Below are 26,195 nucleotides of genomic sequence, written 5' to 3'. Positions count from 1 at the left end.
TACTGGTCGGCGGGTGAGGGGATGCGGGCGGAGACTTAGAAGATTTGGCGGGGGCGGAGGCCGACGAGGATTACTCGGAGGCCGGAGGTGAAGCGGGCCTGGGGGCCGGCGGGGCTGTTGGGGTTCAGGTAGGCGGTTAGGTGGGTGGGGTCGACGCCCATTCGGTTGGCCGACTTGGAGGCCCAGTGTGGTTCGTTGAGGCCGCTGCGGCGTACGACCGAGAGCCACGCTGAGTCGGCGACGGCGGAGCCGAGGAGGTAGTGGATGAGGGCGGACACGGCCGAATCCAGATGTGTGGCCTTGAAGCCGGCTGTGGTCAGGATGTCCTGTACGCGGTCGGTGAGTGCCTGGTAGTTCGGGCCGAGGCCGGCGTGGGTCGGGAGGAGTTGCGCGGCCCACGGGTGTTCCGACAGTGCCTGGTACGCCGTCATCAGAACACCCGTCACCTGCTCACGCCAGTCGCCCGCAGTCTCGACCAGCGCGTCGGCGAGCACGGTGTCGACGATCAACTCGAGTAGATCGTCCTTGGTCGCGATCCGCCAGTAGAGCGCCGACGTCGCTGCGGTACCGAGCTCGGCCGCCATCGCCCGCATCGAGAACGCGTCCAGCCCGTCCCGGTCGAGTACCCGGATCGCCGTCGCCACGATGTCGTCCCGGCTCAGCCGGTTCCGGGTCGGCTCCGGTTCGTCCCGCAACCACACCGATCCCAGCGCCGTACGGCGGTCTGCTTCACGCACTGAAACAGTGTGTCACACTCGAGAACAGCGTTTCACAACCAAAGTCGGACAGCCCGCGACCTCGGCACGACGACGTTCCCGGCGTACTGGCGAAGACTTGACGCCATGACGATCAACCGCGCCCAGTTCCTCGCCCTCGGTGCAGCCACCGCGGCAGCGGGAGTCGCCACGCCCGCCGCCGCGAGCCCGGGCCGGCTCACGCTCAAGGGCGTCGCGTACGACACCGGTGGAGGACCCGACGACAGCCGACTGCGCTGGCGGCACAGCATCATGCGCGGCGAGATCCAAGCGATCCGCCACCGGCTCCATGCGAACTGGGTCAGCATCTACGGCAGCGACGTACGACGGCTGATCGACACCGCCACCGTCGCGCTCGAGGCGGGGCTCACCGTGTCGATACAGCCGCGTTCGTTCGACGAACCGCAGGCGGTGGAGCTGCAGAAACTGCGGCAAGTCGCGGTCGAAGCGGAGCGGTTGCGGAGGCGGTACGACCGCGAGGTGATGCTGGTGGTCGGGTGCGAGTTCATGCTGTTCACACCGGGGATCGTGCCGGGCGCGAGCTTCTCCGAGCGGGTCAAGTACCTGACCAACGGCGGCTTCGACATGGCGGTGTTGCAGCGGCGGTTCCGTGCGTTCACGGCCCGCATGGTGCAGGTGGCCCGGAGCAACTTCCGCGGGCGGATCACATACGGCGCCGCGTCGGACCTCGAACAGGTGGACTGGTCGATCTTCGACCTCGTCGGGCTGGACTACTACTCGTATCACGCCCGCGCCGCCGACCACGCGAAGGAGCTCGCGCCGTTACGCCGGTGGAAGAAGCCGATCGTGATCCTCGAGTTCGGGTGCTGCACGTTCACCGGCGCGGCCAAGCTCGGCGGGATGGGCTGGGACATCGTCGACTACAGCGGCGACGTCCCGGTCATCCCACCGCAGTACGTCCGCAACGAGCAGGAGCAGGCGGACCACCTGGCCACCATGCTGCAGGTCTTCACGGACCAGGGCTTCCTGGGCGCCTCGCCGTACACGTTCATCTCGCCCGACGCACCACACCGCCCGCACGACCGCCCGCACGACGAGGACATGGCCGCGTTCAGCGTCTGCAAGGTCCTCCGCTACGACGACACCAACCCGGCGTCGCCGTACTACTGGCTACCGAAGAAGTCCTTCCATGCGGTGGCCAGGTTCTACCAGGGCGGGCGCGTCGCTGGTGCGGCGGTCTAGCAGGCCGGAGAGCAGCGCGACGACCAGGCCGGCGACGGCGAGTGCAGCGCCCACCCAGTTGGGTGCGGTGTAGCCGAGGCCGTGTTCGATGGTTAGTCCGCCGAGGTAGGCACCGACGGCGTTGCCCAGGTTGAACGCGGCGATGTTGGCGGCGGACGCCAACGCCGGAGCGCCCTGTGCCTTGTCCATGACGCGCTTCTGCAGCGGTGCGACCGTGGCGAAGCCCGCGGCGCCGAAGAGCGCAATCGTCACGGCAGAGGGGATCTTGGCGTGGGCCGTGAAGACGAACACGACCAGTACGGTGGCCAGCAACGTGAGGATCAAGTACAGGCTTGGCATCAGCGACCGGTCCGCTGCCTTGCCGCCCAGCAGGTTGCCCACCACGAGCCCACCGCCGAAGAGAACGAGCAGCCAGGTCACAGCACCGGCAGAGAAGCCGGCGACCTCAGTCATCATCGGTGCGATGTAGGTGAACGACGCGAAGACACCAGCGAAGCCCAGCGCGGTCATGGCCAGTGCCAGCCACACCTGCAAGCTCTTGAACACCGCGAGTTCGCTACGCAGTCCAGTGCCTTCCGCTGACCCCTGGCGCGGCACCAGGAACACGATGCCCAGCAAGCCGATCACCCCGAGCGCAGTGACCGCCCAGAACGTCGACCGCCACCCGAAGTGCTGGCCGAGCGCAGTACCACCCGGTACGCCGAGCACGTTGGCGATCGTCAGCCCGGTGAACATCAACGCGATCGCACTCGCCTGCTTCGCCTTCGGTACGAGCGATGCGGCGACCACCGATCCGACGCCGAAGAACGCCCCGTGGGACAGTGCCGCCACGATCCGCCCGGTCATCAGCACGCCGTACGACGGAGCGACCGCGGAGAGTAGGTTGCCGGCGATGAAGACACCCATCAGCGCGATCAGCACGGTCTTGCGGGAGACCTTGGAGCCGATCGCGGTGAGCAGCGGGGCGCCGACGACGACGCCCAGGGCGTACCCCGAGATGAGCAGGCCGGCGGACGGGATGCTGACGCCGAAGTCGGTGGCGACCTCGGGCAGCAGCCCCATGATGACGAACTCGGTGGTGCCGATCCCGAAGGCACCGATTGCCAGAGCCAGCAAGGCTGCGGGCATGACTCGAACTCTCCTCGAATGTAGTCTGATGACTATTACCGGCGTGCGCGATAGTTGCACACGCGGGCTATTGCACAAGCGCTATGATTGCGCATGCAATCGTGAAGATCAAGTGGAGGTGCCGTGGGACTACCGGATGACGCCGCGGAGGCGCGGGCGCAGGGGTGGCGAACCCTGGCGGCGCTGCACGCCCGGATCGAGGACGAGCTGGAGCGCGCACTGCAGAAGCAGCACGGCCTTTCCGTGAGTGAGTACAGCGTGCTGGACGTGCTGGCGCGCCAGGACGATTACCACCTGCGCATGAACCAGCTCTCGAACGCAGTGGTGCTCAGCCAGTCAGCTACTACTCGTCTGGTGAACCGTCTGGAAGACCGCAAATTGCTCCAGCGGTACCTGTGTCCGACGGACCGGCGCGGCATCTACACAGAGGTCACTGAGGCCGGCCGTGAGCTGCTGGCGCAAGCACAGCCGACGCACGACGCCGTGCTGACGTCTGCATTGTCGACCGCCGCAGAGCTACCTGAGCTGTCCCCTCTGGTACATGCGCTCGGGAAGCTCCCGCTGACGGTCTGACATGGCCCGCAAGTACGACAACCGCAAGCTGTACGTCCTGCTGATGGGCACCTGCGCCACGCTGATCATCCTGGCGTGGTTCGTCGTCCGCCTGTTCTCCATCCCCGCGGCCATCGCCATGAGCGCGGTAGCCGCAGTCCTGCCCCCGGCCGCGGCCATCGTCGCCAACTGGGGTCACGACAAACGCTGACTCGGGTCACCGGGCGTCGGGTCGAGGTACAGGTGCCGGATGCTCGGGTGCTCCTCCCGTACCTTGCTGTCGATCTTCTCGGCGAGCTGCTCGACCGCGGCGCCCGTCGTACCGGAGTCGACCAGGTCGACGGTCGCGACGACGAGGACCCGGTCCGGTGCGAGCCGCAGGCTGAGCAGGTCGAGGACGTCCTCGATCCCGGGTTCCGCAGCGATGATGGTCCGTACCTCACGCTGGATGTCGTCCGGCAGTGCCCGCCCGATCAGCATCGTTTTGTTCTCCCGGCCGAGCGTGAATGCCACGACGACCAGCAGTACACCGATCCCGATCGACGCGGCGCCGTCCCACAAGTGTTCGCCGGTGACGACCGCCAGGGTCACGCCGACGGCTGCGATGACGAGGCCGATCAACGCCGCGGAGTCCTCGAAGGCCACGGTCTTGACCGCGGGCTCGGCGCTCCTCAGTTGCGTCAGCAGCGGTACGCCGGCCTCCCGGGCCTCGCGCCGCAGCTGGGTGAACGCCCGCAGCCAGGAGCCTCCTTCGAAGACGAACGAGATCGCGAGCACCGGATAGATCACCGCGAGTGCCGCGATGGGCTCCGGTGCGAGGATCGATCGCAGGCCTTCGGTGATCGAGAAGCCGGCGCCGAGCACGAGAATGCCGACCGCGGCGAGCAGCGACCAGAAGTACCGCTCCATCCCGTAGCCGAAGGGATGCCGGGCATCAGCCGGCTTCCGGCTGCGGTGCAATGCGGTCAGCAGGAACGCCTGGTTGAGTGTGTCCGCGACCGAGTGCGCCGCCTCGGCCAGGAGCGCCGTCGACCCCGACAGCAGACCGGCGACCACCTTGGCGATCGCGATCATCAGGTTCGCGGCGCCGGCCAGGAGGACTGTGCCGTCCGACTCTTCGTTAGCCATCACCTCCGCGTGCCCGCAGTCCTGCCGACTGAAACAGCACGTCCATGAACGCGGCCGCCAGCGGGTCAGGGGCGCTACGGGTGTACGCCGTGAGCGTGCGGCACACGGGTGGTTCCGGGTGTAGTACGTGGCCGTCGAAGTCCTTCGGCAGGATGTTGTCCGGTACCAGGGCGGGACCGAGGCCTGCCGCGGCGAGCGCGGGCGCTGCCGCCGTTTGCTCCGTGCGTACGGCGATGCGTGGCTCGAACCCTGCTTGTGCGCAGGCGTTGTCGAGAACGTCTGCCAGCCCGTGGTCTGGTGCGTAGTGCACCCACGACCGCTCCTTGAGGTCGTAGAGGTTCACGGTGTCGCCTGTGGCGGCAGGGTCGTCGGCCGCGACCACCACGACGAGCTCCTCAATGCCTAGTACGCGGGTGAAGCCGGGCCAGTTCTCAGGCTCCGGGCCGACGGCAAGGTCGGCCTGTCCGGCGTGCATGGCGTCGACGAGCTCGTCGGTATGGCGGTGCTCGAAGAGGCGGATGCCGACGTTCGGACGGGTCTGCCGCCACTGGCGCAAGGCTGCGGGCAGTACGCCCAGGGTGATCGAGTAGAGCGTCGCGATCTGGAGCTCGCCGACCTCGAGGCCGGCGGCCTGCCGTGCGGCGCATTGTGCACGCTCTGCGTCGGCCAGCGTCGCGCGGGCATGTGGCAGCATCGCGCGTCCGGTCGGGGTGAGCCGGACAGTACGCGGGAGCCGCTCGAGCAGCGGTCCGCCGGCGGAACGTTCGAGCGCACGGATCTGGTGGGAGAGCGCCGGCTGGGTGACGTGCAGCAGGTCCGCGGCCTTCGTGAACGAACCTTCGCCGACCACGGTGACGAAGTACTCCAGTTGCCTGAGCGTTGCCATAAACCGAGTTTATGGGTTCGCTAAGGAGAATGCGTTGGTTTTATCTGCGCAGGTCAGCAAGGCTGTCGGGCATGGAGAACGTTGCCTTGGTGGTCGGTGCCCGCGGAGTGATCGGGACGAATCTGGTTGAGCATCTGGCGTCGCTGCCGGGTTGGCGGGTGATCGGTCTGTCGCGGCGCGGCGGTACCGACGTACCGGGCCGGATCCGGCACGTCGCGGTGGATCTGCTCGACCCGGACGACACCCGCGCCAAGCTGTCCGCGCTGAGCGAGGTGACGCATGTGTTCTACGTCGCCTACCAGGACCGTCCGACCTGGGCCGAACTGGTACCGCCGAACCTGGCGATGCTGGTGAACGTCGTCGACGCGATCGAGCCGGTCGCGCGGGGCCTGCGGCACGTGAGCCTGATGCAGGGTTACAAGGTGTACGGCGCGCATCTCGGCCCGTTCAAGACGCCGGCCCGCGAGGACGATCCGCCGCATCTGCCGCCGGAGTTCAACGTCGACCAGCAGCGCTTCCTGGAGGAACGCCAGCAGGGCAAGGCGTGGACGTGGTCGGCGCTGCGCCCTTCTGTGGTTGGCGGTTCGGCCCTCGGCAACCCGATGAACCTCGCGGTCGCGATCGCCGTCTACGCCTCGCTGTCGAAGGAACTCGGCGTACCGCTGCGGTTCCCGGGCAAGCCCGGTGCGTATCACTCGTTGCTGGAGCTCACCGACGCCGGATTGTTGGCCAAGGCAACGGTATGGGCGGCGACCGCGCCGGCTGCGGCGAACCAGGCGTTCAACATCACGAACGGCGACCTGTTCCGGTGGAGCGAGCTGTGGCCGAAGCTCGGTGCCTGGTTCGGGCTGGACGTGGCGCCGCCGCTGCAGCTGTCGCTGCAGGACGTGATGGCGGACAAGGAGCCGGTGTGGAAGCAGCTCCAGGCGACCCACGACCTGGCGGCCACGTCGTTCGCCGAGGTGTCGTCGTGGCCGTTCGCCGACTTCGTGTTCGGGTGGGACTACGACTTCTTCGCCGACGCCTCGAAGTCGCGCCGGGCCGGCTTCCACGAGTACGTCGACACCGAGCAGATGTTCTACCGGATCTTCGCCGAGCTCCGTCGGCGGCGCGTCATTCCCTGATGTGGCATGCTCCCCGGTGTGACGGCGATGGGTGCGGGGAAGCTGCTCGGGACGAACCTGCGGGCGCGGCGGGACGAGCAGGGCATCTCGCTGTCCGAGCTGGCCCGGCGGTCCGGGATCGCGAAGGGCACCCTGTCCCAGCTGGAGTCCGGCGCGGGGAACCCGACGATCGAAACAGTGTTCAGTTTGTCGAACGCTCTCGGGATCCCGGTGTCCGCGCTGCTGGCCGAGTCGCCGGCCTCCGGCGTGGTGCTGGTCCGGTCCGCGGACGTCGACGTGCTGTCCGGTGACGCGATCGATCTGCGGATGCTCCGGCGGCTCGAACACCCGGGTGGGCTGTTCGAGATCTACAACCAGGAGATCCGGCCGGACGCGGTCCAGCAGTCCGACGGCCACCCGGGCACCGAGCACCACATCGTCCTGTCCGGGTGCCTGCGCATCAACGCTCATGGGCAGAACGCGGAGCTGGGGCCGGGTGACTACCTGGCGTTCCGGGCGGCGGGACCGCATGCGTACGAGGCCGTGGACGGGCCGGTGCGGTCCGTGTTGCTGCTCGAGTACCCGCCGGACGTGTATCCGGCGGCGGCCGGCGGGCCGCATCTGCAGGGGTAGGGCAGGAAAAGGTCCGGGAGAGGTCCGGTTGGGTTCATTGACCGGTGGTCGGGGGCACGCGTAATCTCGGAGTCGTTCATTTTAGCGAACGTCCTGCTCGAGGAGGCCGTCATGCACCGGTCCGCGACACCCGATGTGGTGGTGGTCGGCGCGGGCATGGTCGGGGCCGCGTGTGCCGAGGCTCTGTCGGCGGCCGGGGTGCGGGTGCTGGTCATCGACCGCGACGGCCCTGCCGCGGGGACGACCGCGTCCGGTGAGGGCAACGTGCTCGTCTCGGACAAGGAGCCGGGTCCCGAGCTGGAGCTCGCGGTCGCGTCCCGCGCGGAGTGGGACGTGGTGCGCGGGCGACTGCCTGAGCGGCTCGCGGACGTGGAGTGGGAGGCGAAGGGCGGCGTCGTGGTGGCGACGGGCGATCCGGAGCCGTTGACCGCCTTCGCCGCGAAACAGCGCGAGGCCGGCGTTGATGCCCGGGTGATCAGTCCCGCGCAGGTGTTCGAGCTCGAGCCGCTGCTCACGCCACGGGTGACGATCGGCGTGCACTACCCGGACGACGCGCAGGTGCAGCCGGTGCTGGCCGCGACCGCGTTGCTGGCGGCGGTCCGCGAGCGCGGCGGCGAGGTGCGATCGGGGGTCGCCGCGCTCGGGGTCCGGCAGTCACGCGGCCGGGTGGTCGGAGTGGACACCTCCGACGGTGACATCGCTTGTGGTGCGGTGCTGAATGCGTGCGGTCCGTGGGCCGGTGCGTTCAGCGCGGCCGCCGGTGCGCGGATCGAGGTGCTGCCACGACGCGGGATGATCCTGGTGACCGCGCCGCTGCCGGAGTGCGTTCGGCACAAGGTGTACGACGCTGACTACGTCGGCGCTGTGGGCAGTGGCGATGCCGAGTTGCAGACGTCGACGGTGGTCGAGTCGACGCGCGGCGGGACCGTGCTGATCGGGTCGAGCCGGGAGCGGATCGGCTTCGACGAAACGGTGAAGGTGCGCGTGCTGCAGGAGTTGGCGCGGAAGGCGGTCGGGCTGTTCCCGTTCCTGGGCGACGTCCCGGTGATGCGTGCGTACGGCGGCTTCCGTCCGTATGCGCCGGATCATCTGCCGGTGATCGGTCCGGATCCGCGCGTGCTGGGCTTGTGGCACGCGACCGGTCACGAGGGCGCCGGTATCGGGCTGGCACCGGCGACCGGGCGCTTGATCACGGAGCAGTTCCTCGGGCTGGCGCCGCATCTCGATCCGGCGCCGTTCCGGGTCGATCGTCCGGCGGTGATCGCCGCATGAGCGCGTACCAGCGCCCGCGTGCGGGCGACCCGGCCGACGTCGAGCAGCCGCCGACCGTGCCGGTCACGGTCGACGGTCAACCGATCACGGCGCAAGCCGGTCAGACAGTCGCCGCCGTGCTACTCGCGAACGGTCGCGACACGTGGCGTACGACGCGGGTCAACGGGCGCCCGCGCGGCACCTTCTGCGGTATCGGGGCCTGCTACGACTGCCTCGTCACGGTGAACGGCCTGCCCGACACGCGAGCCTGCCAGCGAACAGTCGAACCCGACGACGTCATCACCAGCCAGCAGGGCGCCGTCCTCCCAGCAACAACTGAAGCCCCCCGCGAGGAAGTGCCCCGCGTGGAGGCGCCAGGGTCCCGGAAGGCCGGTGGTGTGGTGGGGGGCGGCGGCGCGGCAGTTGCTGTCAGGACTGTGGATGTGGTCGTGGTTGGGGGTGGGCCGGCCGGGATGGCGGCGGCGATCGCGGCTGCGGAGGCTGGGGCCGACGTGCTGTTGGTGGACAACGGGCGAGCCGTTGGTGGGCAGTTCAACCGGCAGTTGCCGGTCGAGTTCGCGGCGAGGCGCCCCGATCGGTTGCAGCATGGCTGGAAGAGTTTCGCGGCGCAGCGAGACCGGATCGCGGCCTCGCCACGGATCACCCACCTGACCGAGACCTCTGTGTGGGCGATCGAGGGGCTGCGTGTCTGGGCACAGCGCGGTCCCGCCGATGCGGCAGGTCGTACGCCGTTCCCGATCGACGCCAAGGCCGTGGTGCTGGCGACCGGCGCGTACGACCGGGTGCTGCCGTTCCCCGGATGGGACCTGCCCGGCGTCTACACCGCCGGTGCCGCGCAGGCGCTGGCCAAAGGGCAGCGGATCTCGGTCGGTCGCCGCGTCCTGGTCGCGGGCACGGGCCCGTTCCTGTTGCCTGTCGCCGAGTCCCTCGTCGGAGTGGGTGCACAGGTCGTCGCACTGCTCGAGGCCAACTCGCTCGTGACCGTCCGCAAGGGCTGGTCGGCCGACCCGACAGTTGCCATCGACAAACTTCGGGAAGCCGCCGGGTACGGCGCTGTGCTGGCCCGGCACCGGATACCGCTGCGACACGGCTGGACCGTCGTCGCTGCCCACGGCACCGACCACGTCGAGGCCGTCACCATCGCCCGGCTGGACGCGACCTGGCGTCGGGTGCCCGGCACCGAGCGTCGGCTCGAGGTCGACGCCGTCTGCCTCGGCTTCGGCTTCACCGCCAACCTGGAACTCGCTGTCGCTGCCGGTTGTGAACTGGGGACCGCCCCCGACGGCGGCCCCGCGGTGACGGTCGACGCCGACCAGCAGACGAGCACTCCAGGGGTCTTCGCCGCCGGTGAGCTGACCGGTGTCGCCGGAGCCGCTCCGTCAACTGCCGAAGGCGAAGTGGCCGGCGCCGCCGCCGCGCACCACGCCCTGGGGACGACGCCGAACGTAGAAGCCCGAAGCGCGGTGCCCAAAGGCCATTGGCTCGCCGTTGTCCGGAGCGCTGTGGTCCAAGGGCGACGGCTGGTGGAAGCCCGGAGTGCTGTGGTCAAGGGGCAGCGGCTGGCCGAAGTTCTTGCTCGCGCGTATCCGGTGCGGGACGGGTGGAAGAGCTGGAGTACGGCGGAGACGCTGGTCTGCCGTTGCGAAGAAGTCAGCCGCGGCGACCTCGAGGACGCCGCCGCGGATCGCGGTCTGGACGACGGCCGGGCAATGAAGCTCAGCAGTCGCGCCGGGCTGGGGATGTGTCAGGGGCGGGTGTGTTCGCGCAACGTCGCCGCCCTGCTGGCCGAGCCCGGCGCAGTACCGAAGCCAAGCATGAAACGACCGATCGCCGTACCCGTGAGGCTGCGGGATCTGGCCAGAGCGCAGGAGGAACAACCATGAGCGAGAAACTCGAAGGCGTGATCGTCGCGACCGCGCTGCCGTACGCCGAGGACGCGTCGGCGCCGGCCGGGTTGCGGCCGGACCTCGACAAGTACGCAGAGCACTGCCGGTGGCTGGTCGAGAACGGCTGTCGCGGCGTCGGGCCGAACGGGTCCCTCGGGGAGTACTCGTCGCTCACCGACGACGAGCGGCGGGCGGTCGCGAGGACCGCGATCGAGGCCGTCGGCGACGACGGCATCGTGGTGGTCGGCGTGCACGGGGTCGGATCGCACCAGGCGCGGGCCTGGGCGGAGAAGGCGGCCGAGGACGGCGCGGACGGCGTCCTGTGCCTGCCGCCGACCATGTACCGGGCGAACCGCGGCGAGGTGATCGCGCACTTCACCGAGGTCGCGAAGGCCGGTCTGCCGGTAATGGTCTACAACAACCCGCTCGACACCAAGGTCGACCTGACGCCCGACCTGCTGGGCGAGATCGCCCAGATCGAGAACGTCGTCGCGGTCAAGGAGTTCTCCGGTGACGTCCGGCGGATCCTGGAGATCCGCGAGCTGGCCCCGGACCTGGCCGTGATCGCGGGCGCCGACGACCTGACGCTCGAGGCGCTGCTGATGGGCGCGACCGGCTGGTTCGCCGGCTTCCCGAACGTGTTCCCGAAGGAATCGGTCCGGTTGTACAACCTTGCCCTCGAAGGCAAGCTGGAAGAGGCCCGGGCGCTGTACGAGCCGCTGGTCGCCGCCTTCCGGTGGGACTCGCGGACCGAGTTCGTGCAGGCGATCAAGTACGGCATGGACTACGTCGGCCGGTTCGGCGGCCCGTGCCGCCCGCCGCGCGGGCCGTTGGTCCCCGAACACGTCGCGCAGTTGGAGCTGGACATGAAGAAAGCAGTGGAGTCGCTGGCATGAGATCGGTCCGGACGATCAGTGCGATCGACTCACACACCGAGGGCATGCCGACCCGGGTCGTGACCGGCGGCGTCGGCGTGGTCCCGGGCGCGACGATGGCCGAGCGCCGTGAGTACTTCGTGAAGCACCTGGACGACCTGCGGTTGTTCCTGGTCAACGAGCCGCGCGGGCACGCCGCGATGAGCGGCGCGATCCTGCAGCCGCCGACCCGCTCCGACGCGGACTGGGGCGTGCTGTACATCGAGGTCTCCGGCTGCCTGCCGATGTGCGGTCACGGCACGATCGGCGTCGCCACGGTGCTGGTCGAGTCCGGCATGGTCGAGGTGACGGAGCCACAGACGAAGGTCCGGCTGGACACACCGGCCGGGCTCGTGGTCGTGGATGTTGCCGTGAGCAACGGACGGGCGGAGCGGGTGACGCTGCGGAACATCCCGTCGTACTCGCATGCGCTGGACGCCTCGGTCGACGTGCCCGGGCTCGGCAAGGTCACGTACGACATGGCCTACGGCGGCAACTTCTACGCGATCCTGCCGCTGGAGCAGCTCGGCATCCCGTTCGACCGGGCGGAGAAGGACCGCATCCTGAAGGCCGGCCTGGACATCATGGACGCGATCAACGCCACCGATCGTCCGGTGCACCCGCTCGATCCGGGGATCAACGGCTGCAAGCACGTGCAGTTCACCGCTCCGGGCGAGGACGGCGCCCACTCACGCAACGCGATGGCGATCCACCCCGGCTGGTTCGACCGCTCGCCCTGCGGCACCGGCACGTCGGCCCGGATGGCGCAACTGCACGCCCGTGGCGAGCTCGCCCTCGACACCGACTTCGTCAACGAGTCCTTCATCGGCACCCGCTTCACCGGGCGGCTCGTCGAGGAGACCACGGTCGGCCCCTACGTGGGCGTCGTACCGACGGTCACCGGCCGTGCCTGGATCACCGGCACCGCCAACTACCTCCTCGACCCGGACGACCCGTTCCCGACAGGCTTCGTTCTGTAGCGCGTCAGCGGTGCAGCTTGTCCTGCCAGTCGGGGGGAACGTTGCCGCCGGGGACGGGCTGGGTTTCGGGGCGGGAGATCGGCGGCGCCAGGTCGGGGCCGTCGTAGTACTGGGACTCGCCGTAGTGCCAGAACCAGTCCTCGCCCGGCTCGAAGCTGCGGACGATCTGGTGGCCGGTGTTCGCGGCGTGCGCGGAGGCGTGCTGCGCGGGGGAGGAGTCACAGCAGCCGATGTGGCCGCACTCCGCACAACGCCGCAGGTGGAACCACCAGCCGTCGGCGGCCAGGCACTCGACGCATCCGGTGCCGCTCGGGGGAACTGTGCTGTCGATACCTGGCGTTCCAGAAGTCATACCGCACATCCTCACCCGTCCGCCCGCCCCGGACAAGCAGCGTCTACTCAGGCCACGGAGAGTTCTTGATGACGTCGACGAAGTCGGTGTGGTGGAAGCCGGGCACGAAGTGCTCGAGGACGTCGGCCTTCACGTTGCCGAACGTCGTCGCCGGGCGGTCGACCAACCCCGCGGTGAAGGCCTCGAGGATGCGCGGCTTGAAGTCCGGTCGTGGGTGAGCAGCGGTGACCGCCGCACGTTGCGCCGGAGTGATCGCGTCGTACCCGATGCCGAGCACGTCGAGCTCGACGCCGCGGGTGACCAGGGCCACCTCGGGGGCCATGTGCAAAGGGATCTCCGGCGTGGTGTGCAGCGCGATCGCGGTCCAGACGCGGTCGGCCGGTTCGCCGGTGATGCCGTGCGTACCGAGGAAGCGGCGGGCCTCGTCGGCGCCGTCGATCTCGAAGCGCTGATCGGTACGCCGGTACCGCTCGGTCAGGCCGAGGTCGTGGAACAGGGCGCCGACGTACAGCAGTTCCGCGTCGTACGCGAGCCCCTCGCCGCGGAGCGAGCCGAACAGGAACACGCGCCGCGAGTGGTCGTACAGCAGTGGGGATGCGGCGTCGCGGAGAAGCTCGGTCGCCTCCCGGGCGAGCGTGCTGTCGGGGATCCGGACGCCGGCGATGGTTTCGGTCATGCCACCAGCTTCCTGGTAGGCAGTATGCTGACACCATGTCCAAATCGCCAGAAGAACCACAGATTCGGACACGACGTCGGATCGCGTTCGTCGTGTACGACGGCGTGACGCTGCTGGACGTCACCGGACCGCTCGAGGTCCTGCATCAGAGCCGGCGATACGAGACCGTGCTCGTGTCCGCGCACGGCGGAGAGGTGCGAACCGCCGCGGGAGTCGTGCTGGCCGGAACGGTGACCAGTGCAGATCCCGTCGACACGGTCGTGGTGCCGGGCGCGGACCACCTGGTGGACGGCGTACCGGACGAGGTACTGAAACTGACGGCGGCGCTGGCTGCGAACGCCGAGTGCGTGGCGTCGGTGTGCAGCGGGGCGTTCGTGCTGGCCGAGCTCGGAATGCTCGACGGGCGGCGGGCGACGACGCACTGGCGGCATGCGGCCGCGCTGGCGCGGAAGTACCCGAAGGTGCACGTCGAGCCCGACGCGCTGCACCTCACCGACGGGCGGTACGTGACGTCCGCCGGGATCAGCGCCGGCATCGACCTCACGCTCGCGCTGGTGGAGGCGGATCACGGCGCCGACCTCGCGCGGGCGGTTGCGCGGGAGTTGGTGGTGTACATGCAGCGTCCTGGCGGGCAGTCGCAGTTCTCGACCGCGTTGGCGACCCCGCCGGCGCGGACCGATCAGCTGCGGGAGATCACCGACACCGTGCTCGCGGACCCGGCCGCCGACCACAGCCTGCCGAACCTGGCCGCCTCGGCGGGGGTCAGCCCGCGGCACCTGGCCCGGTTGTTCCAGAGCGAGTTCAACACCACCCCAGGCCGCTGGGTCGAGCGCGTGCGACTGGATCGGGCGCAGCAACTTCTCCTCGACGGCCACAGCATCGCCACGGCCGCCAGACTCAGTGGGCTCGGCAGCGACGAGACCCTCCGCCGTGCTTTCGCCCGTCACCTCGGTACGACGCCGACGGAGTACTTGCGCCGATTTCAGGCCAGTAGGACATGACCTGTCCGCTACCTCCGACAGGCTGAAGGTATGACGATTCAAGGCAAGTCGACCGTTACTCCGTACGTCGCCGCCAAGGGCGCGGACAAGTTTCTGAAGTTCGTGGAGCACACGTTCGAGGTGCGCACGTCCGGCCGGTTCCCGAACGAGGACGGCACCGTGGGGCATGCGGAGATCACCGTCGGTGAGTCGGTACTGATGACGTTCGACGCGGCGCCCGAGTGGCCGGACACGCCTGCCTTCCTGAGCGTGTACGTCGACGACGTGGAGCGGACGTACCAACGGGCCCTTGACGCGGGCGCGACGGTTGTCACCGAGCTGCTGTACTCCGGCATCACCGGCGACCGCGGCGGCCGGGTGAAGGATCCGCTCGGCAACATCTGGTGGCTGCAGACCCACGTCGAGGACGTCGACCTCGAAACGATCCACGAGCGGTTCGCGGACCCCGCCGAGTTGGCGGTCATGCGCCGTGCGCAGGAGTCGTTCGCGGACGAGATGCGTGGCCGTACTACGAGCTGATCAGGCGGACCGGCTGGCCCGGCCGGACCTGGGCGCAGGCGTCCAGGTCGGCCGACGCGACGTACGCGATCACCGGGTAGCCGCCCGTCACGGGGTGGTCGGCGAGGAAGATGACGGGGGTGCCGGACGGGGGGATCTGGATGGCGCCGTGGGTCATGCCTTCGCTGGCCAGCTCGCCGGGGCGGGCGCGTTCCAGCGGCTCTCCGTCGAGACGGACGCCGACGCGGTTGCTGTTCGTACTCACCTCGTAAACCTGTGAGGTGAGAGAGACCCAGGCTGCGTCGGTGAACCAGTCTTTCCGGGGGCCCGGAGTTACTCGCAGCATCACCTGGCCGGAGGCGGGCGCGGCGACCGGTGCTTGATCCACTCCAGGCATCGGATGCACAGGTGAGCCGACCTGCAACGTTTGCCCAGCACGGAGCGGTTCTGGGCCAAGGCCGGACAGTAGGTCGGTGGAGCGGGAGGCCAGGACGGGCGGTACGTCGATGCCGCCGCGAACGGCTACGTAGGTGCGGAGGCCGCTCACCGGTGCACCGAAGTGCAGGACCGAGCCGGACCTCAGGAGGGTCGGGGCGTTCAGGGGGACGCCGGCACAGGGGGCGCCGGTGATCGCGATGACGAGGTCGTTGTCCGCGAGGATGGTCAAGCCGCCGTACGTGACTTCCAGAGCGGCCGCGCCGACGTCGTTGCCGACGAGCCGGTTCGCCAATGCGTACGAGGATCGATCGCAGGCGCCGGAGGGCGGTACGCCGAGCGCCGCCTGGCCGGCCCGTCCGCGGTCCTGGATTGTTGCCAACGGCCCCGTTTCGAGGACGGTCAGGCTGCTCATCCACGACCCGCGTCGACGAACCGGACCCGGCGCCCGGGGTGGAACAGCGCGGCAGGCTCGCGGTCAGCGTCGAAGATCTGCACCGACGTACGGCCGATCAACTGCCAGCCACCCGGCGACTCCCGCGGATACACACCACTGAACTCTCCCGCCACCCCAACCGCACCGGCCGGTACCTTCGTCCGCGGCGATGTCCTGCGTGGAACGTCCCACTCGCCGGCCGAGGTCAGATAACCGAACCCCGGCGCGAATCCGGAGAACGCGACTGTCCACTCGTCGGCGATGTGCCGGGCGATCACTTCCTCCGGACTGCAGTCGAGGAGATCCGCGACGTCGCGCAGGTCCTCGCCGTCGTAGACGACCGGAATCTCGATGAGATCGCCGGCCCGTCGACGGTCCAGAGCAGGCGTCAGCTCCCGCAGGGTGCGCGACAACGTGGCGAGGTCGCCGGTCGTGGTGACGAGGATCGTGCGAGCAGCCGGAACGACGTCCACAACGTCCGCGGGCGGATCAGCAGCCAGCGTCGCGTAGTACCCGAGGACTTGGTCGAGATCGTCGAGCTCGACCAGCAGAGCCCGATCACCCGACGGAAGAATCCGCATCACCCGGTGAACGGACGCAGCTCGACGCCCGCTCCCTCCAGCGCACCACGCACCCGCCGGGCGATCTCCACCGCACCAGGCGTGTCGCCGTGCACGCAGATCGAAGCCGCCTCCACCACGAGCGAATCACCGTCGACATCACGGATCTCATACCCGCCGGCCACCGCGACACACCGTGCAGCGATCTCGTCCGCGTCGTGCAGGACCGACCCGGGCAGACGCCGGGACACCAACGTGCCCTCAGCTGTGTACGCGCGGTCCGCAAAAGCCTCATGCACGACGGGCAGCCCGGCCTCCGCCGCGAGTCGCAGCCACGCGGACCCAGGCAGGCCGAGCACCGGCAGCGTCTTGTCGTACTCCGCAACCGCACTGACCACGGCGGTCGCCTGCTCGACATGGTGGCCGATCGTGTTGTACAGCGCCCCATGCGGCTTCACGTACCGGACCCGGTCGCCCGCGATCCGCGCGAACGCGTCCAGCGCGCCGAGCTGGTAGACGACCTCGTCGCGCAGGACGGTCGGCTCGACGTCCACGAAACGCCGGCCGAACCCGGCCTTGTCGGCGTACCCGACGTGGGCGCCGATCGCGACGCCGCGTTCGACTGCCTCGGCGGTCACCCGGCGCATGATGGAGGGGTCGCCGGCGTGGAAGCCGCAGGCGACGTTCGCACTGGTCACGACCTCGAGTAGCGCCGAGTCGTCACCCATCGACCAGGAACCGAAGCCCTCGCCCAGGTCCGCGTTGAGGTCCATGCCGCCGAGCGTAGGGATTGTTGAACAATCCTGCAAGAGGCTTGTTCCACTTTTCCGGCCCAGCTGGGATGATGCAGAGATGACTGAGACCGGCCGCCAGGCCTGGCTGCGGACCGTCGCGGCCGACGTCGCGCGGCTGGACCGGAGCAGCTCGGCCGAGCGCGCGGCGGACATCCTGCGGCGCAGTATCACCGAAGGCGCGCTGCCGCCCGGCGCGCAGCTGTCCGAGGTCGAGCTGACCGAGGTCCTCGAGGTCAGCCGGAACACGCTCCGCGAGGCGTTCCGGCTGCTCACCCACGAGGGCCTGCTCGTCTACAAGCTGCACCGGGGCGTGTTCGTGCCGGAGCTCGACGAGCAGGACGTGATCGACCTGTACCGGCTGCGCCGCGTGCTCGAGGTGGACGTCGTACGCGGCCTGGCCGACCGCGACCCGGAGCTGCCCGCGAGCCGGCTCGAGCCGCTGCACGACGACGTCGAAGCCGCCGAGGCGGCTGCTCGGGCGGACCGCTGGCCCGCTGTCGGTACGGCGAACATGCGCTTCCACCAGCACCTGATCGGGCTGGCCGACAGCTCGCGGATGGACGCGATGACCGGTCGGCTGCTCGCGGAACTGCGGCTGCTGTTCCACGTGATCGCGGCCCCGCGCGAGCTGCACGAGCCGTACATCGAGCGGAACCGTGGGCTGATCGAGCTGCTCGAGGCCCGCAAGTACGAGCAGGCCGCCGCGGACCTGCACCAGTACCTGCTCGACTCCGAGCAAGGCATCCTGGCCGCCTTCCGGGATAAGGGCTTGCGAACCGCAACGACAACCTGAGTTGATGAGCTGACACCGTCAGTAGCAAAGGGGAGCACACGTCATGACCGACGACGCCCGGACCGAAGAGACGCCGAAGTCCTACCGCCCGATCGACGCCGCAGGGTTCCGGGACTTCATCTCCCGCGGGTGGGGGCCGGTCGACCGGTCGGTGACGGTGCCGGACGGGCTTGCCGAGGCGGCCGCCGAGCATCGGCGCAAGCTCGCCGCCGCGCTGCCGGGCCGCCGGATCGCGCTGGCCGCCGGTCGTGCGCCGGTCCGGTCGAACGACACCGACTACCAGTTCCGCGCCGACAGCGACTTCGTCTGGCTGACCGGTTGTCAGGCGGAAGGCGCCGTACTGGTGATCTCCGGCGACGGTGACGCGACCCTGTACCTGCGCGACACGGCCGGTCCGGACGAGGCCGACTTCTTCGCGAACGCGCGCGACGGTGAGCTGTGGATCGGCCCGGTACCCGGACTGAAGGACTGGTCGGACGCGCTGCAGATCGCCTGCCGCCCGATCGAGGAGCTGCCCGCGGCGGTACGCGGCGCCGTACCGTTCATGCTCTCGGTGCCCGGCGTGGAACCGATGCTCGACGCGCTCGTCCGGACCTCCCCGACCGACGGCAACGCGCTCCGCCAGACCCTCGCCGAGCTGCGCCGGATCAAGGACGACTGGGAGCTCGACCAGCTGCGCGAGGCCGTCGCGGCCAGCGTGCAGGCGTTCGGCGACGTCGCGAGCGAGCTGCCGGAGGCGCTCCGCGGTGGCGGCGAGCGCTGGCTGCAGGGCACCTTCGACCGCCGCGCGCGGACCGCGGGCAACGGCGTCGGCTATGCCTCGATCGTTGCTGCGGGCAACCATGCACCGGTGCTGCACTGGGTCCGCAATGACGGCCCTGTGAACGAAGGCGACGTGATCCTGCTCGACGCCGGGGTCGAGACTCGCACGCTCTACACCGCCGACGTGACTCGGACGTTCCCCGCCACCGGCGAGTACACCGCGGCCCAGCGCCAGGTGCACGACCTGGTACACAAGGCGCAGCTCGCGTCGCTCGACGCCGTCAAGGTCGGGGCGCCGTACCGCGCCTTCCAGCACGAAGCGCTCCGCGTCCTGGCCGAGGGACTGCGTGACTGGGGTCTGCTGGACGTGTCCATGGACGAGCTGCTCGGCCCGGACGGGCAGCAGCACCGCCGGTACATCGTCTGCGGTACCGGTCACTACATCGGCCTCGACGTGCACGACTGCGACGCCTCCCGGCCGGAGGCATACTTCGCCGGCACCATCGAGGCCGGGATGGCGCTCGCGGTCGAGCCGGGCCTGTACTTCCACCCGAACGACGAGACCGTACCGCCGGAGCTGCGCGGGATCGGTATCCGGATCGAGGACAACGTCGTCGTGCACTCCGACCGGCTGGAGATCCTCACCGAGGCGCTGCCGATCACCACCGACGGCCTGGAGCAGTGGACGCGCTCCCACCTCGGAAAGTAATCAAAATTACCGGTCACGAACAGTAACGTTCGCCGCCGGGGCACGATGTAGCTAGCGGGGGAGGGCTGATCTCGGCTCGGCGCGTGGCTGTGGGGGCCGCGTACCACGCGCCAAGCCGAGCCGGCCTCAACTGGGGCCAGGGGGGACCCAGGATCCCTGGGTACGGGGAGTAGCGATCATGAACCTACGGGTGCGCGTAATGAACTACGGCGACCGGCACTGGTACGCCGACATCGACGACGCCGACGATCCGCAACCGGACGATCCGTTCTGGTACGTCGACCACTGCCGGAGCCAGGCACAGGCGCTGGAGACCGCCTGCATCGAGCTCCGGCTGATGTCGGGCCGGCTGGTCCGCGGTGATCACCTGGACCGGGTCCTCGAGATCACCGGCGTCCCGGTCTGATCGGTCAGCCCGGCGGTACGGCGGGGCAGGCTGTGCCGCGCTTGGGTACGTCCCGCGCGATCAGGTAACTGTCGATCGCGCTCTGCATGCACGGGCTCTTCGTGTAGCTCCCGTGTCCCCAGCCTTCGTACGTGAGTAGTACGCCGGACCGGCCGAGCTGACGCTGCACGCTCTGCGCCATCCTGTACGGCGTGGCTGGGTCGTGGACGGCGTTGGCGAGCAACATCGGAGTCTTGAGCCCATGCGCCTCCAGCACATGCTGCGGGTTGTTTGCCTTCGGCGCACCGAGACAGTTCGACACTGCCATCAACTGACCCGGGTAGCGCATGTCGTGGTTGTTCCGGGCCAGCCGCTGCAGGTGCGCGGCGTACGCGCGGTAGTCCTTGACCGGCAGGTTCCAGTCCTGGCAGAAGACCGCCATCGGGTTCTGCGCGAGTCCGGTCGGCACGGCTCTGACCGACGGGTTCTGCATCTCCTTCAGCGTCTGGGCCAGCGCGGACCACTCCGGCTCGTAGAGCATCCGGAACACCCGGAAGCTCAGCTTGAACGGATCACTCGACCGAGCCAGTAGTCCGGCCCAGACGGCATGAACGTCCTGCCCGTGCAGTGCACAGCCGGTCGCCGCATCGCACCACTTCACGAACTCGTCGAACGAGTCCTGCGCGGCAGTTGCCTGGACGTCGAGGAACGACTTCGTGGTCGGTGAGCCATGGTCGATCACACTCTCCACCACCATCGCGCGGACCCGGTTCGGGTACGTCTCGGCGTACTGCGCTCCGAGCAGCGTCCCGTACGAGCTGCCGTGGAACGAGATCGTGGACTCGCCAAGTGCCCGGCGTACCGCGTCGACGTCCCGCACCGTCTGCCAGGTGTCGATGTGGTCGTAGAGCGGACCGGTGTGCTCGCGGCAGTCCGTCGCGAGTCGGCGGTTGTAGCTGATCGTCGCGGTGAAGCCGGCCTCGCTCGTGATGATCGGCGACGGCTGCTTGGCGAGCAGCGCGGCCGAGCACTGCACGGGATTGCTGCGGGCGACTCCTCGCGGGTCGAAGCTGACGATGTCGAAGCGGTCCTGCAGTTCCGCGCTGAACCGGCTGATACCGGTCGTGATCCGGTCAACCCCGGAGTCCCCGGGCCCGCCCGGCCCGAACACAAGCACCCCGATCCGCTCGCCCTTCGCGGTACGGCGGGCGATCGCGAGGTCGAAGGTCGGACCGCCGGGGTGACGCCAGTCGACCGGCAGTCGCAGCGTCGCGCACTGCGAGCCCTTTACTACAGCGGGATCCCCGTCACAGTCTGTCCAGCGCAACCGCTGAGGGGCCGCCGACGCGGTCAGGCCGGCGGCGGTGATGCTGAACACCAAGGCGCCGGCCAGCGCGAATCTGATGAATCTCATGCGGTCGATCCTTCGGGCAATCGCTTGCTGGCGGCATCAGGGAGGAGCCCCGCCGGACCCCGAAGGCGGCTTGGGGGCCTTGTTAGGGTTGATCGTTGACGAGATCCGGTTGGCCCGTACCGGCCGGATTGACGGCGCCCGGCAGACCGCCGTACCGTCCACAGCGTCAGCTAACTCAACAGCCGCATGAACCCGTGCGGGAGAGACCCGGGCCGGCCAGCTTTCGGAACCCGGGCGCCGTAGGAGCAACTCTCCCCAAGAATCTCTCAGGCACCTTCACCGCGCGGGCGAGGCACCTCTGGAAGACATCCCCGTCTGACAGAGCGGGGAGGACACCAAACGGTCAACGGCGACCGGAAGGAACCTCCACACGATGGCGATCAGTGTCTTCGACCTGTTCAGTATCGGGATCGGCCCTTCGAGCTCCCACACCGTGGGCCCGATGCGTGCCGCCCGTACCTTCGCGCTCGGCCTCGCCGACGACGGCCTGCTGGCCGCGACGGCGACCGTCGAGGCGCAGTTGTTCGGTTCGCTCGGGGCGACCGGCCACGGGCACGGCAGCAACAAGGCGGTGCTCCTCGGCCTCGAGGGTGCCGACCCGGAGACCGTGGCCACACACTCCGTCGACGCCCGCGTCGAGACGATCCGCGAACGCGGCCGGCTGCTCCTGGCCGGCACCCACGAGATCGCGTTCGACGAGAACGCCGACCTGGTCATGCACCGGCGCAAGGCGCTTCCGTACCACCCCAACGGGATGATCTTCGTCGCCCGGGACACGAACAACGCCGTACTGCGGGAACGCACGTACTACTCGGTCGGCGGCGGCTTCGTGGTCGACGAGAACGCGGCCGCGGGCGACCGGATCGTGCTGGACACCACCCCGCTGAAGTACCCGTTCACCACCGGCGCCGAGCTGCTCGACCGGTGCCGCGAGTCGCAGCTGTCGGTCAGCGAGGTGATGCTCGCCAACGAGCTGGCCTGGCGGACCGAGGACGAGGTCCGCGCCGGGCTGCTGCACATCTGGCAGGTGATGCAGGACTGCGTCCGCGAGGGCTGCGAGACCGAAGGCATCCTGCCCGGCGGCCTGAAGGTCCCGCGCCGCGCGCACGCGCTGCACAAGAAGCTCAGCCAGGATCCGTGGTCGGTCGACCCGCTCAAGGTGATGGACTGGGTGAACCTGTTCGCGCTCGCGGTCAACGAGCAGAACGCGTCCGGCGGCCGGATCGTCACCGCGCCGACGAACGGTGCCGCCGGCATCATTCCGGCGGTGCTGCACTACTACCGGCGGTTCGTGCCCGGTGCGACCGAGGACGGCGCGGTCCGGTTCCTGCTCACCGCCGGCGCGATCGGCGTGCTGTACAAGGAGAACGCGTCGATCTCCGGCGCCGAGGTCGGCTGCCAGGGCGAGGTCGGTTCCGCCTGTTCGATGGCGGCCGCCGGTCTGTGCGAGGTGCTCGGCGGTACGCCGCAACAGGTCGAGAACGCGGCGGAGATCGCGATGGAGCACAACCTCGGCCTGACCTGCGATCCGGTCGGCGGCCTGGTGCAGATCCCGTGCATCGAGCGGAACGCGATGGCGTCGGTGAAGGCGATCAACGCGGCCCGGATGGCGATGCACGGCGACGGTGTGCACGTGGTCACGCTCGACAAGGTGATCAAGACCATGCGCGAGACCGGTGCCGACATGAAGGTCAAGTACAAGGAGACTTCCCGCGGCGGCCTCGCCGTCAACGTCATCGAGTGCTGAAGTGGTAACGGCAGTACCAGGCTGTCTGCGGCCGCGCGGGCGATACTGGTCGGCATGAGTGAGCTCGGGAGGACGCTGCACGCCTGGCGGGACCGGGTGACGCCGTCGGAGGTCGGGCTGCCGGCCGGTGGCAAGCGGCGGGCGCCGGGGCTGCGGCGCGAGGAGCTGGCGCTGCTCGCCGGGTTGTCGGTCGACTACATCGTGCGGCTCGAACAGGGGCGGTCGGACTCGCCGTCGGGCCAGGTGCTGACCGCGCTGGCCCGGGCGCTCCGGCTGTCCGATGCCGAGCGCAACCATCTGTTCGCGCTGGCCGGCGAGGTGGAGCCGTCGCCCGGGCGGATCTCGTCGTACATCCCGCCCGGGGTGCAGCGGATCGTGGACCAGTTGGACGGCGCACCGCTGTGCGTGTGCGACGCGGCCTGGACGATCATCAGCTGGAACCCGTTGTTCGCCGCGCTGGCCGGCGACCCGTCGCCGTGGCAGGGGCGGCAGCGCAACATCGTCTACCGGCAGTTCGTCGGGGCGGGGGACCGGATCGTGCAGACGCCGGAGCAGCAGCGTGATTTCCGGATCGCGATGGTCACCGACCTGCGCGCCTCGCTCGCCCGGTACCCGAACGACCCGGAACTGCGCGCGATGATCGACGATCTGCGCACCGGGTACCCGGAGTTCGCGCGACTGTGGGACGAGCCGGTGGTCGGGTTCCACCGGTCGGAACGCAAGACGATCCGGCATCCCGTGGTCGGGGCCTTCGACATCGACTGCGACGTACTCGCCGTACCGGCCAGCGATCTGCGGATGGTCGTCTACACCGCGGCCCCGAATTCGGAGGCGGCCGAAAAGCTCAGACTGCTGTCGGTGGTGGGCCTTCAGGCGTTGACCTGAGCGATCAGCTAACGCAGCGCATTGCTACGGCTGCGTAGACGGTCTTTCATTACTAGACTTTCAAGTCCTGGTGTGGAATTTCTTCCAAGGACTGTTTGAAACGCCTGCCGAACCGATACTCTGCGGGACTTGTGAATCCGATGTCTGCCAGGGTTTCCCGGCGTCGCCGTCAGGTCGCCGCCGGTGCGGGCGTTGTGCTCGGCGGATATCTCGTACTGGTCGTCATCGCGCTGCTCGGCGGTCCGCGGATCGGCGCGTCCTTCCTGCCACTCCCCGGCGCCGGCCCACAACCGGCCAGCCCGGTCGCCGCCCCCCAGCCCGGCCAGGTGTCCGAGAACGTCGCGATCCCACACACCACCACCGCGACCCCAGGCGCCCCGTCGACCGTGAGCACCCCGTTGCCAACAGCAACCAAGCCTGGCGGGGCCGAGATCCCCACCGGCAGCACCACCACCCCGGACGCCCCCGGCACCGATTCCACCCCGACCCCGGAGATCGCCGAGACCGCGATCCCCACGACGGCCCCCGCCACCCGCCGTCCCCCAACCGCGGATCCGACCGTCCCACCGACGCCCGACCCCCCGACCGCCGATCCGACGACCATCACACCAACCACGCCCCCAACCCCAACCGCATCCCCCACCACCCCACCCGACCCAGGCACCGGCGGCGGCCTGACCGGCGCCCTCACCCGCCTCCTCCACAAACTCGGCCTCTGAACCGCATGTACGTGTGTTAGGGTTGGTACATGTCAATGAAGCGCACGAACGTCTACGCCGATCCAGAAGATCTGGCGCTGATCAAGGACGCTTCTCGTCGGCGCGGGATTCCGGAAGCTGAGATCATCCGTGAAGGTATCCACCTCGCCGCGATGGCGAACCGGGTGTGGGACGAGCCGCTCGATTGGCCGACGTTCGACGGCAGCGGTGAGGTGGTGACGAAGGACGAGATCCGCGACGAGGTCGCCCGGCGTACAGCGTGATTCTCGTCGCCGACACCTCCGGCATCATCGCGGCCTTCGATCGCAACGCACCGGAAGGCCCGTCCTGCCGACGGCTGCTGCAGGAGGCCGGGACGGTCGTCCTTTCACCCTTGGTGTTGGCCGAGGTCGACCATCTCGCCCGCGCCCGGCTCGGCGCCGCGGCGCGCTCGACGATTCTCGAGTTGCTGACCGTCCAGGTGCAGCGAATGCGCTTCCAGGTCCCGGATATCGGTGCCGAGACATTGGTGACCGCGCTCACCGTGATCAGCCGCTATGCAGACCTCGACCTCGATCTTGCCGATGCGGTCTCGGTCGCGCTGGCAGCCGATTTCCGTACTGACGCTGTTCTGACGCTGGATCGGCGCGATTTCCGGGCAGTGCGGCCGCTGACTCCGCACAAGGCGTTCCGGTTGTATCCGGACGATCTCTAGTACGCCTCGACTTCGGTGGTGTCGGCGTTGCCGCCGGGGCGGGGTTGGAGGTTTACCTGCCAGCCCTGGTTCTTGGTGAAGGTCTGGTCGAACTTCTTGAACGTGCAGCCGGCGCGGAACTTGTGGTGGGTGGCGTCCCAGTCGGAGCCGGACTTGAAGTACAGGCGGTAGGCGCCGCCGATCTGGTTCACGGTCGTGCTCTTGGTCGCCTGCAGGTAGATCATGATCTGCGGGCTGCTCGGCGGCCGGCCGTCGGCGACGATCGAGATCGCCACGTCCTTGGCCATCCCGTTGGTGATCTTCAACCGCCCCATCCCGTCGGCGCCGCGCCGTAGGAGGATCTCGCCGTTCGCGGGCCGCTCGTCCTTCGGGGCCGGGCCCGGATCGGGCAGGGTCGTGCCGAACCTCAGATTCAGCCGTGCCAGCTGGTCGAGCGCCGTACCAAGATCGGCTCGCAACTGACGCTGCACCTTCTGCGCGGTGTACGGCGCCCCGCCGCAGCGCGCGTCGTCCTCGGTCTGGCCGGCCGAGCTGGTCAATCGGCTCGCGGCGACGCCGATCCGTTCCTGCAGCAGTTCGTGGACGGCGCTCAACCGGGACGTGACGGTCAACGCCGCCAGCCGGATCCCGATCGTGTTCAGCGACTGCGCGAGCGCCGTCATCGCCGCACTCAGCCCCTCGGCCGCCCGGACCCGGGTCAGCCGCTGCGACGTGATCGCCAGCACCTGGTCGATCCGGGTCAGCTCGGCCTGGTACGCCGCCGTACCCAACGGCCCGGCCGGTGTGACCGTCGACGACGGCGCCGACACCGCACCGGTCGCCACCGATGCCACCGGAGTCGGCGAGTCTTCCGGCCTCCCGCCACAACCCGACAGCAAACCCACCCCGACACAGA

30 protein-coding genes and 1 riboswitch are annotated in these 26,195 nt (G+C 69.1%); of the genes, 19 read left to right on the top strand and 11 right to left on the bottom strand.

From position 1 onward, the window contains the following. Positions 1–35 precede the first annotated feature (35 nt). Complete coding sequence (locus tag FB475_RS12720) at positions 36–737, bottom strand: TetR/AcrR family transcriptional regulator (RefSeq protein WP_141855645.1); 702 nt, start codon at positions 735–737, stop codon at positions 36–38. 105 nt (positions 738–842) lie between these two features. Here FB475_RS12720 and FB475_RS12715 point away from each other — a divergent pair, with 105 nt between their 5' ends. Then, positions 843–1,958, top strand: coding sequence for an abortive phage infection protein (locus FB475_RS12715; RefSeq protein ID WP_141855643.1), 1,116 nt, complete (start codon positions 843–845; stop codon positions 1,956–1,958). On the opposite strand, the gene FB475_RS12710 is transcribed toward FB475_RS12715, so the two are convergent. Further along, on the bottom strand, positions 1,887–3,086 hold the full coding sequence (locus FB475_RS12710) for an MFS transporter (protein ID WP_141855641.1): 1,200 nt from the start codon (positions 3,084–3,086) through the stop codon (positions 1,887–1,889). The two genes, FB475_RS12715 and FB475_RS12710, sit on opposite strands and share 72 nt — an antisense overlap. A gap of 123 nt (positions 3,087–3,209) precedes the next feature. Between FB475_RS12710 and FB475_RS12705 the strand changes: the two genes are divergently transcribed. Together FB475_RS12705 and FB475_RS12700 are read left to right on the top strand one after the other, a co-directional pair. Continuing rightward, complete coding sequence (locus FB475_RS12705; RefSeq protein WP_141855639.1) at positions 3,210–3,659, top strand: MarR family winged helix-turn-helix transcriptional regulator; 450 nt, start codon at positions 3,210–3,212, stop codon at positions 3,657–3,659. 1 nt (position 3,660) lies between these two features. Further along, positions 3,661–3,849, top strand: coding sequence for a DUF3099 domain-containing protein (locus FB475_RS12700; protein ID WP_141855637.1), 189 nt, complete (start codon positions 3,661–3,663; stop codon positions 3,847–3,849). On the opposite strand, the gene FB475_RS12695 is transcribed toward FB475_RS12700, so the two are convergent. Both FB475_RS12695 and FB475_RS12690 read right to left on the bottom strand, forming a co-directional pair. Continuing rightward, positions 3,834–4,766, bottom strand: a complete 933-nt coding sequence (locus tag FB475_RS12695; protein ID WP_141855635.1) for a cation diffusion facilitator family transporter — start codon at positions 4,764–4,766, stop codon at positions 3,834–3,836. The two genes, FB475_RS12700 and FB475_RS12695, sit on opposite strands and share 16 nt — an antisense overlap. Beyond that, positions 4,759–5,652 carry a LysR family transcriptional regulator gene (locus FB475_RS12690; RefSeq protein ID WP_141855633.1) on the bottom strand — a complete coding sequence of 298 codons (894 nt, stop codon included), beginning with the start codon at positions 5,650–5,652 and terminating at the stop codon, positions 4,759–4,761. The genes FB475_RS12695 and FB475_RS12690 overlap by 8 nt, the downstream gene beginning before the upstream one ends. A gap of 71 nt (positions 5,653–5,723) precedes the next feature. Here FB475_RS12690 and FB475_RS12685 point away from each other — a divergent pair, with 71 nt between their 5' ends. The 6 genes from FB475_RS12685 to FB475_RS12660 all read left to right on the top strand — a co-directional run bounded on the left by FB475_RS12685 (position 5,724) and on the right by FB475_RS12660 (position 12,440). After that, on the top strand, positions 5,724–6,776 hold the full coding sequence (locus FB475_RS12685) for an SDR family oxidoreductase (RefSeq protein WP_141855631.1): 1,053 nt from the start codon (positions 5,724–5,726) through the stop codon (positions 6,774–6,776). Positions 6,777–6,803: 27 nt separating this feature from the next. After that, positions 6,804–7,388, top strand: a complete 585-nt coding sequence (locus tag FB475_RS12680) for a helix-turn-helix domain-containing protein (RefSeq protein WP_238332278.1) — start codon at positions 6,804–6,806, stop codon at positions 7,386–7,388. A gap of 111 nt (positions 7,389–7,499) precedes the next feature. Continuing rightward, on the top strand, positions 7,500–8,660 hold the full coding sequence (locus tag FB475_RS12675) for an NAD(P)/FAD-dependent oxidoreductase (RefSeq protein ID WP_141855628.1): 1,161 nt from the start codon (positions 7,500–7,502) through the stop codon (positions 8,658–8,660). Then, entirely contained in the window at positions 8,657–10,543 is a 1,887-nt protein-coding gene (locus tag FB475_RS38100; RefSeq protein ID WP_141855626.1) for an FAD-dependent oxidoreductase, read from the top strand. Before FB475_RS12675 ends, FB475_RS38100 begins: the two co-directional genes overlap by 4 nt. Continuing rightward, positions 10,540–11,442 (top strand): dihydrodipicolinate synthase family protein, encoded by a 903-nt coding sequence (locus FB475_RS12665; protein WP_141855623.1) that lies wholly within the window; start codon positions 10,540–10,542, stop codon positions 11,440–11,442. The genes FB475_RS38100 and FB475_RS12665 overlap by 4 nt, the downstream gene beginning before the upstream one ends. Then, positions 11,439–12,440 (top strand): proline racemase family protein, encoded by a 1,002-nt coding sequence (locus FB475_RS12660; protein ID WP_141855621.1) that lies wholly within the window; start codon positions 11,439–11,441, stop codon positions 12,438–12,440. Before FB475_RS12665 ends, FB475_RS12660 begins: the two co-directional genes overlap by 4 nt. A gap of 4 nt (positions 12,441–12,444) precedes the next feature. Here the strand turns inward: FB475_RS12660 and FB475_RS12655 are convergent, their stop codons facing one another. Both FB475_RS12655 and FB475_RS12650 read right to left on the bottom strand, forming a co-directional pair. Beyond that, on the bottom strand, positions 12,445–12,792 hold the full coding sequence (locus tag FB475_RS12655) for a UBP-type zinc finger domain-containing protein (RefSeq protein WP_141855619.1): 348 nt from the start codon (positions 12,790–12,792) through the stop codon (positions 12,445–12,447). A 43-nt stretch (positions 12,793–12,835) separates the two neighbouring features. Further along, entirely contained in the window at positions 12,836–13,468 is a 633-nt protein-coding gene (locus FB475_RS12650) for an HD domain-containing protein (RefSeq protein ID WP_141855617.1), read from the bottom strand. Positions 13,469–13,503: 35 nt separating this feature from the next. Here FB475_RS12650 and FB475_RS12645 point away from each other — a divergent pair, with 35 nt between their 5' ends. Then, positions 13,504–14,469 carry a GlxA family transcriptional regulator gene (locus tag FB475_RS12645; RefSeq protein WP_141855615.1) on the top strand — a complete coding sequence of 322 codons (966 nt, stop codon included), beginning with the start codon at positions 13,504–13,506 and terminating at the stop codon, positions 14,467–14,469. 30 nt (positions 14,470–14,499) lie between these two features. Next, positions 14,500–14,988: a VOC family protein gene (locus FB475_RS12640; protein WP_141855612.1), complete on the top strand. Its 489-nt coding sequence runs from the start codon at positions 14,500–14,502 to the stop codon at positions 14,986–14,988. Here the strand turns inward: FB475_RS12640 and FB475_RS12635 are convergent. From FB475_RS12635 to FB475_RS12625, 3 genes are read right to left on the bottom strand one after another with little or no spacing between them, the layout of a single operon-like run. Beyond that, positions 14,978–15,817, bottom strand: a complete 840-nt coding sequence (locus FB475_RS12635) for a 5-oxoprolinase subunit C family protein (RefSeq protein WP_141855610.1) — start codon at positions 15,815–15,817, stop codon at positions 14,978–14,980. The genes FB475_RS12640 and FB475_RS12635 overlap by 11 nt on opposite strands. Continuing rightward, complete coding sequence (locus tag FB475_RS12630) at positions 15,814–16,419, bottom strand: 5-oxoprolinase subunit B family protein (protein ID WP_141857950.1); 606 nt, start codon at positions 16,417–16,419, stop codon at positions 15,814–15,816. The genes FB475_RS12635 and FB475_RS12630 overlap by 4 nt, the downstream gene beginning before the upstream one ends. Continuing rightward, on the bottom strand, positions 16,419–17,171 hold the full coding sequence (locus tag FB475_RS12625; protein ID WP_141855608.1) for a LamB/YcsF family protein: 753 nt from the start codon (positions 17,169–17,171) through the stop codon (positions 16,419–16,421). Before FB475_RS12625 ends, FB475_RS12630 begins: the two co-directional genes overlap by 1 nt. 79 nt (positions 17,172–17,250) lie before the next feature. Here FB475_RS12625 and FB475_RS12620 point away from each other — a divergent pair, with 79 nt between their 5' ends. The 3 genes from FB475_RS12620 to FB475_RS12610 all read left to right on the top strand — a co-directional run bounded on the left by FB475_RS12620 (position 17,251) and on the right by FB475_RS12610 (position 19,862). Next, positions 17,251–17,985, top strand: coding sequence for a GntR family transcriptional regulator (locus FB475_RS12620; RefSeq protein WP_141855606.1), 735 nt, complete (start codon positions 17,251–17,253; stop codon positions 17,983–17,985). Positions 17,986–18,028: 43 nt separating this feature from the next. Continuing rightward, positions 18,029–19,456 (top strand): aminopeptidase P family protein, encoded by a 1,428-nt coding sequence (locus FB475_RS12615; protein ID WP_141855604.1) that lies wholly within the window; start codon positions 18,029–18,031, stop codon positions 19,454–19,456. Between the two features lie 178 nt (positions 19,457–19,634). Then, complete coding sequence (locus tag FB475_RS12610) at positions 19,635–19,862, top strand: hypothetical protein (RefSeq protein WP_141855602.1); 228 nt, start codon at positions 19,635–19,637, stop codon at positions 19,860–19,862. A 4-nt stretch (positions 19,863–19,866) separates the two neighbouring features. Here FB475_RS12610 and FB475_RS12605 read toward each other — a convergent pair whose 3' ends face one another. Beyond that, on the bottom strand, positions 19,867–21,255 hold the full coding sequence (locus FB475_RS12605) for an alpha/beta fold hydrolase (RefSeq protein WP_141855600.1): 1,389 nt from the start codon (positions 21,253–21,255) through the stop codon (positions 19,867–19,869). Between the two features lie 187 nt (positions 21,256–21,442). Next, positions 21,443–21,547: riboswitch (glycine riboswitch) on the top strand. 81 nt (positions 21,548–21,628) lie between these two features. Between FB475_RS12605 and FB475_RS12600 the strand changes: the two genes are divergently transcribed. From FB475_RS12600 to FB475_RS12580, 5 genes are all read left to right on the top strand, one after another. Beyond that, positions 21,629–23,002, top strand: coding sequence for an L-serine ammonia-lyase (locus FB475_RS12600; RefSeq protein WP_141855598.1), 1,374 nt, complete (start codon positions 21,629–21,631; stop codon positions 23,000–23,002). Between the two features lie 54 nt (positions 23,003–23,056). Then, positions 23,057–23,887, top strand: a complete 831-nt coding sequence (locus tag FB475_RS12595) for a helix-turn-helix transcriptional regulator (protein WP_141855596.1) — start codon at positions 23,057–23,059, stop codon at positions 23,885–23,887. Between the two features lie 140 nt (positions 23,888–24,027). Next, the gene (locus FB475_RS12590; RefSeq protein WP_141855594.1) at positions 24,028–24,606 is read left to right on the top strand and encodes a hypothetical protein; all 579 of its coding nucleotides are present in this window, start codon (positions 24,028–24,030) and stop codon (positions 24,604–24,606) included. Between the two features lie 29 nt (positions 24,607–24,635). Next, on the top strand, positions 24,636–24,869 hold the full coding sequence (locus FB475_RS12585) for a ribbon-helix-helix domain-containing protein (protein WP_141855592.1): 234 nt from the start codon (positions 24,636–24,638) through the stop codon (positions 24,867–24,869). Beyond that, on the top strand, positions 24,866–25,300 hold the full coding sequence (locus FB475_RS12580) for a PIN domain-containing protein (protein ID WP_141855590.1): 435 nt from the start codon (positions 24,866–24,868) through the stop codon (positions 25,298–25,300). Before FB475_RS12585 ends, FB475_RS12580 begins: the two co-directional genes overlap by 4 nt. Here the strand turns inward: FB475_RS12580 and FB475_RS12575 are convergent. Beyond that, positions 25,297–26,124, bottom strand: coding sequence for a hypothetical protein (locus tag FB475_RS12575; RefSeq protein WP_141855588.1), 828 nt, complete (start codon positions 26,122–26,124; stop codon positions 25,297–25,299). The genes FB475_RS12580 and FB475_RS12575 overlap by 4 nt on opposite strands. Positions 26,125–26,195: the final 71 nt, after the last annotated feature.

It is taken from the genome of Kribbella jejuensis, from assembly GCF_006715085.1.
GTDB lineage: Bacteria > Actinomycetota > Actinomycetes > Propionibacteriales > Kribbellaceae > Kribbella > Kribbella jejuensis.
The sequence above is the reverse complement of the archived record's forward strand: the minus strand, read 5'-3'. Positions and strand labels throughout refer to the sequence as shown.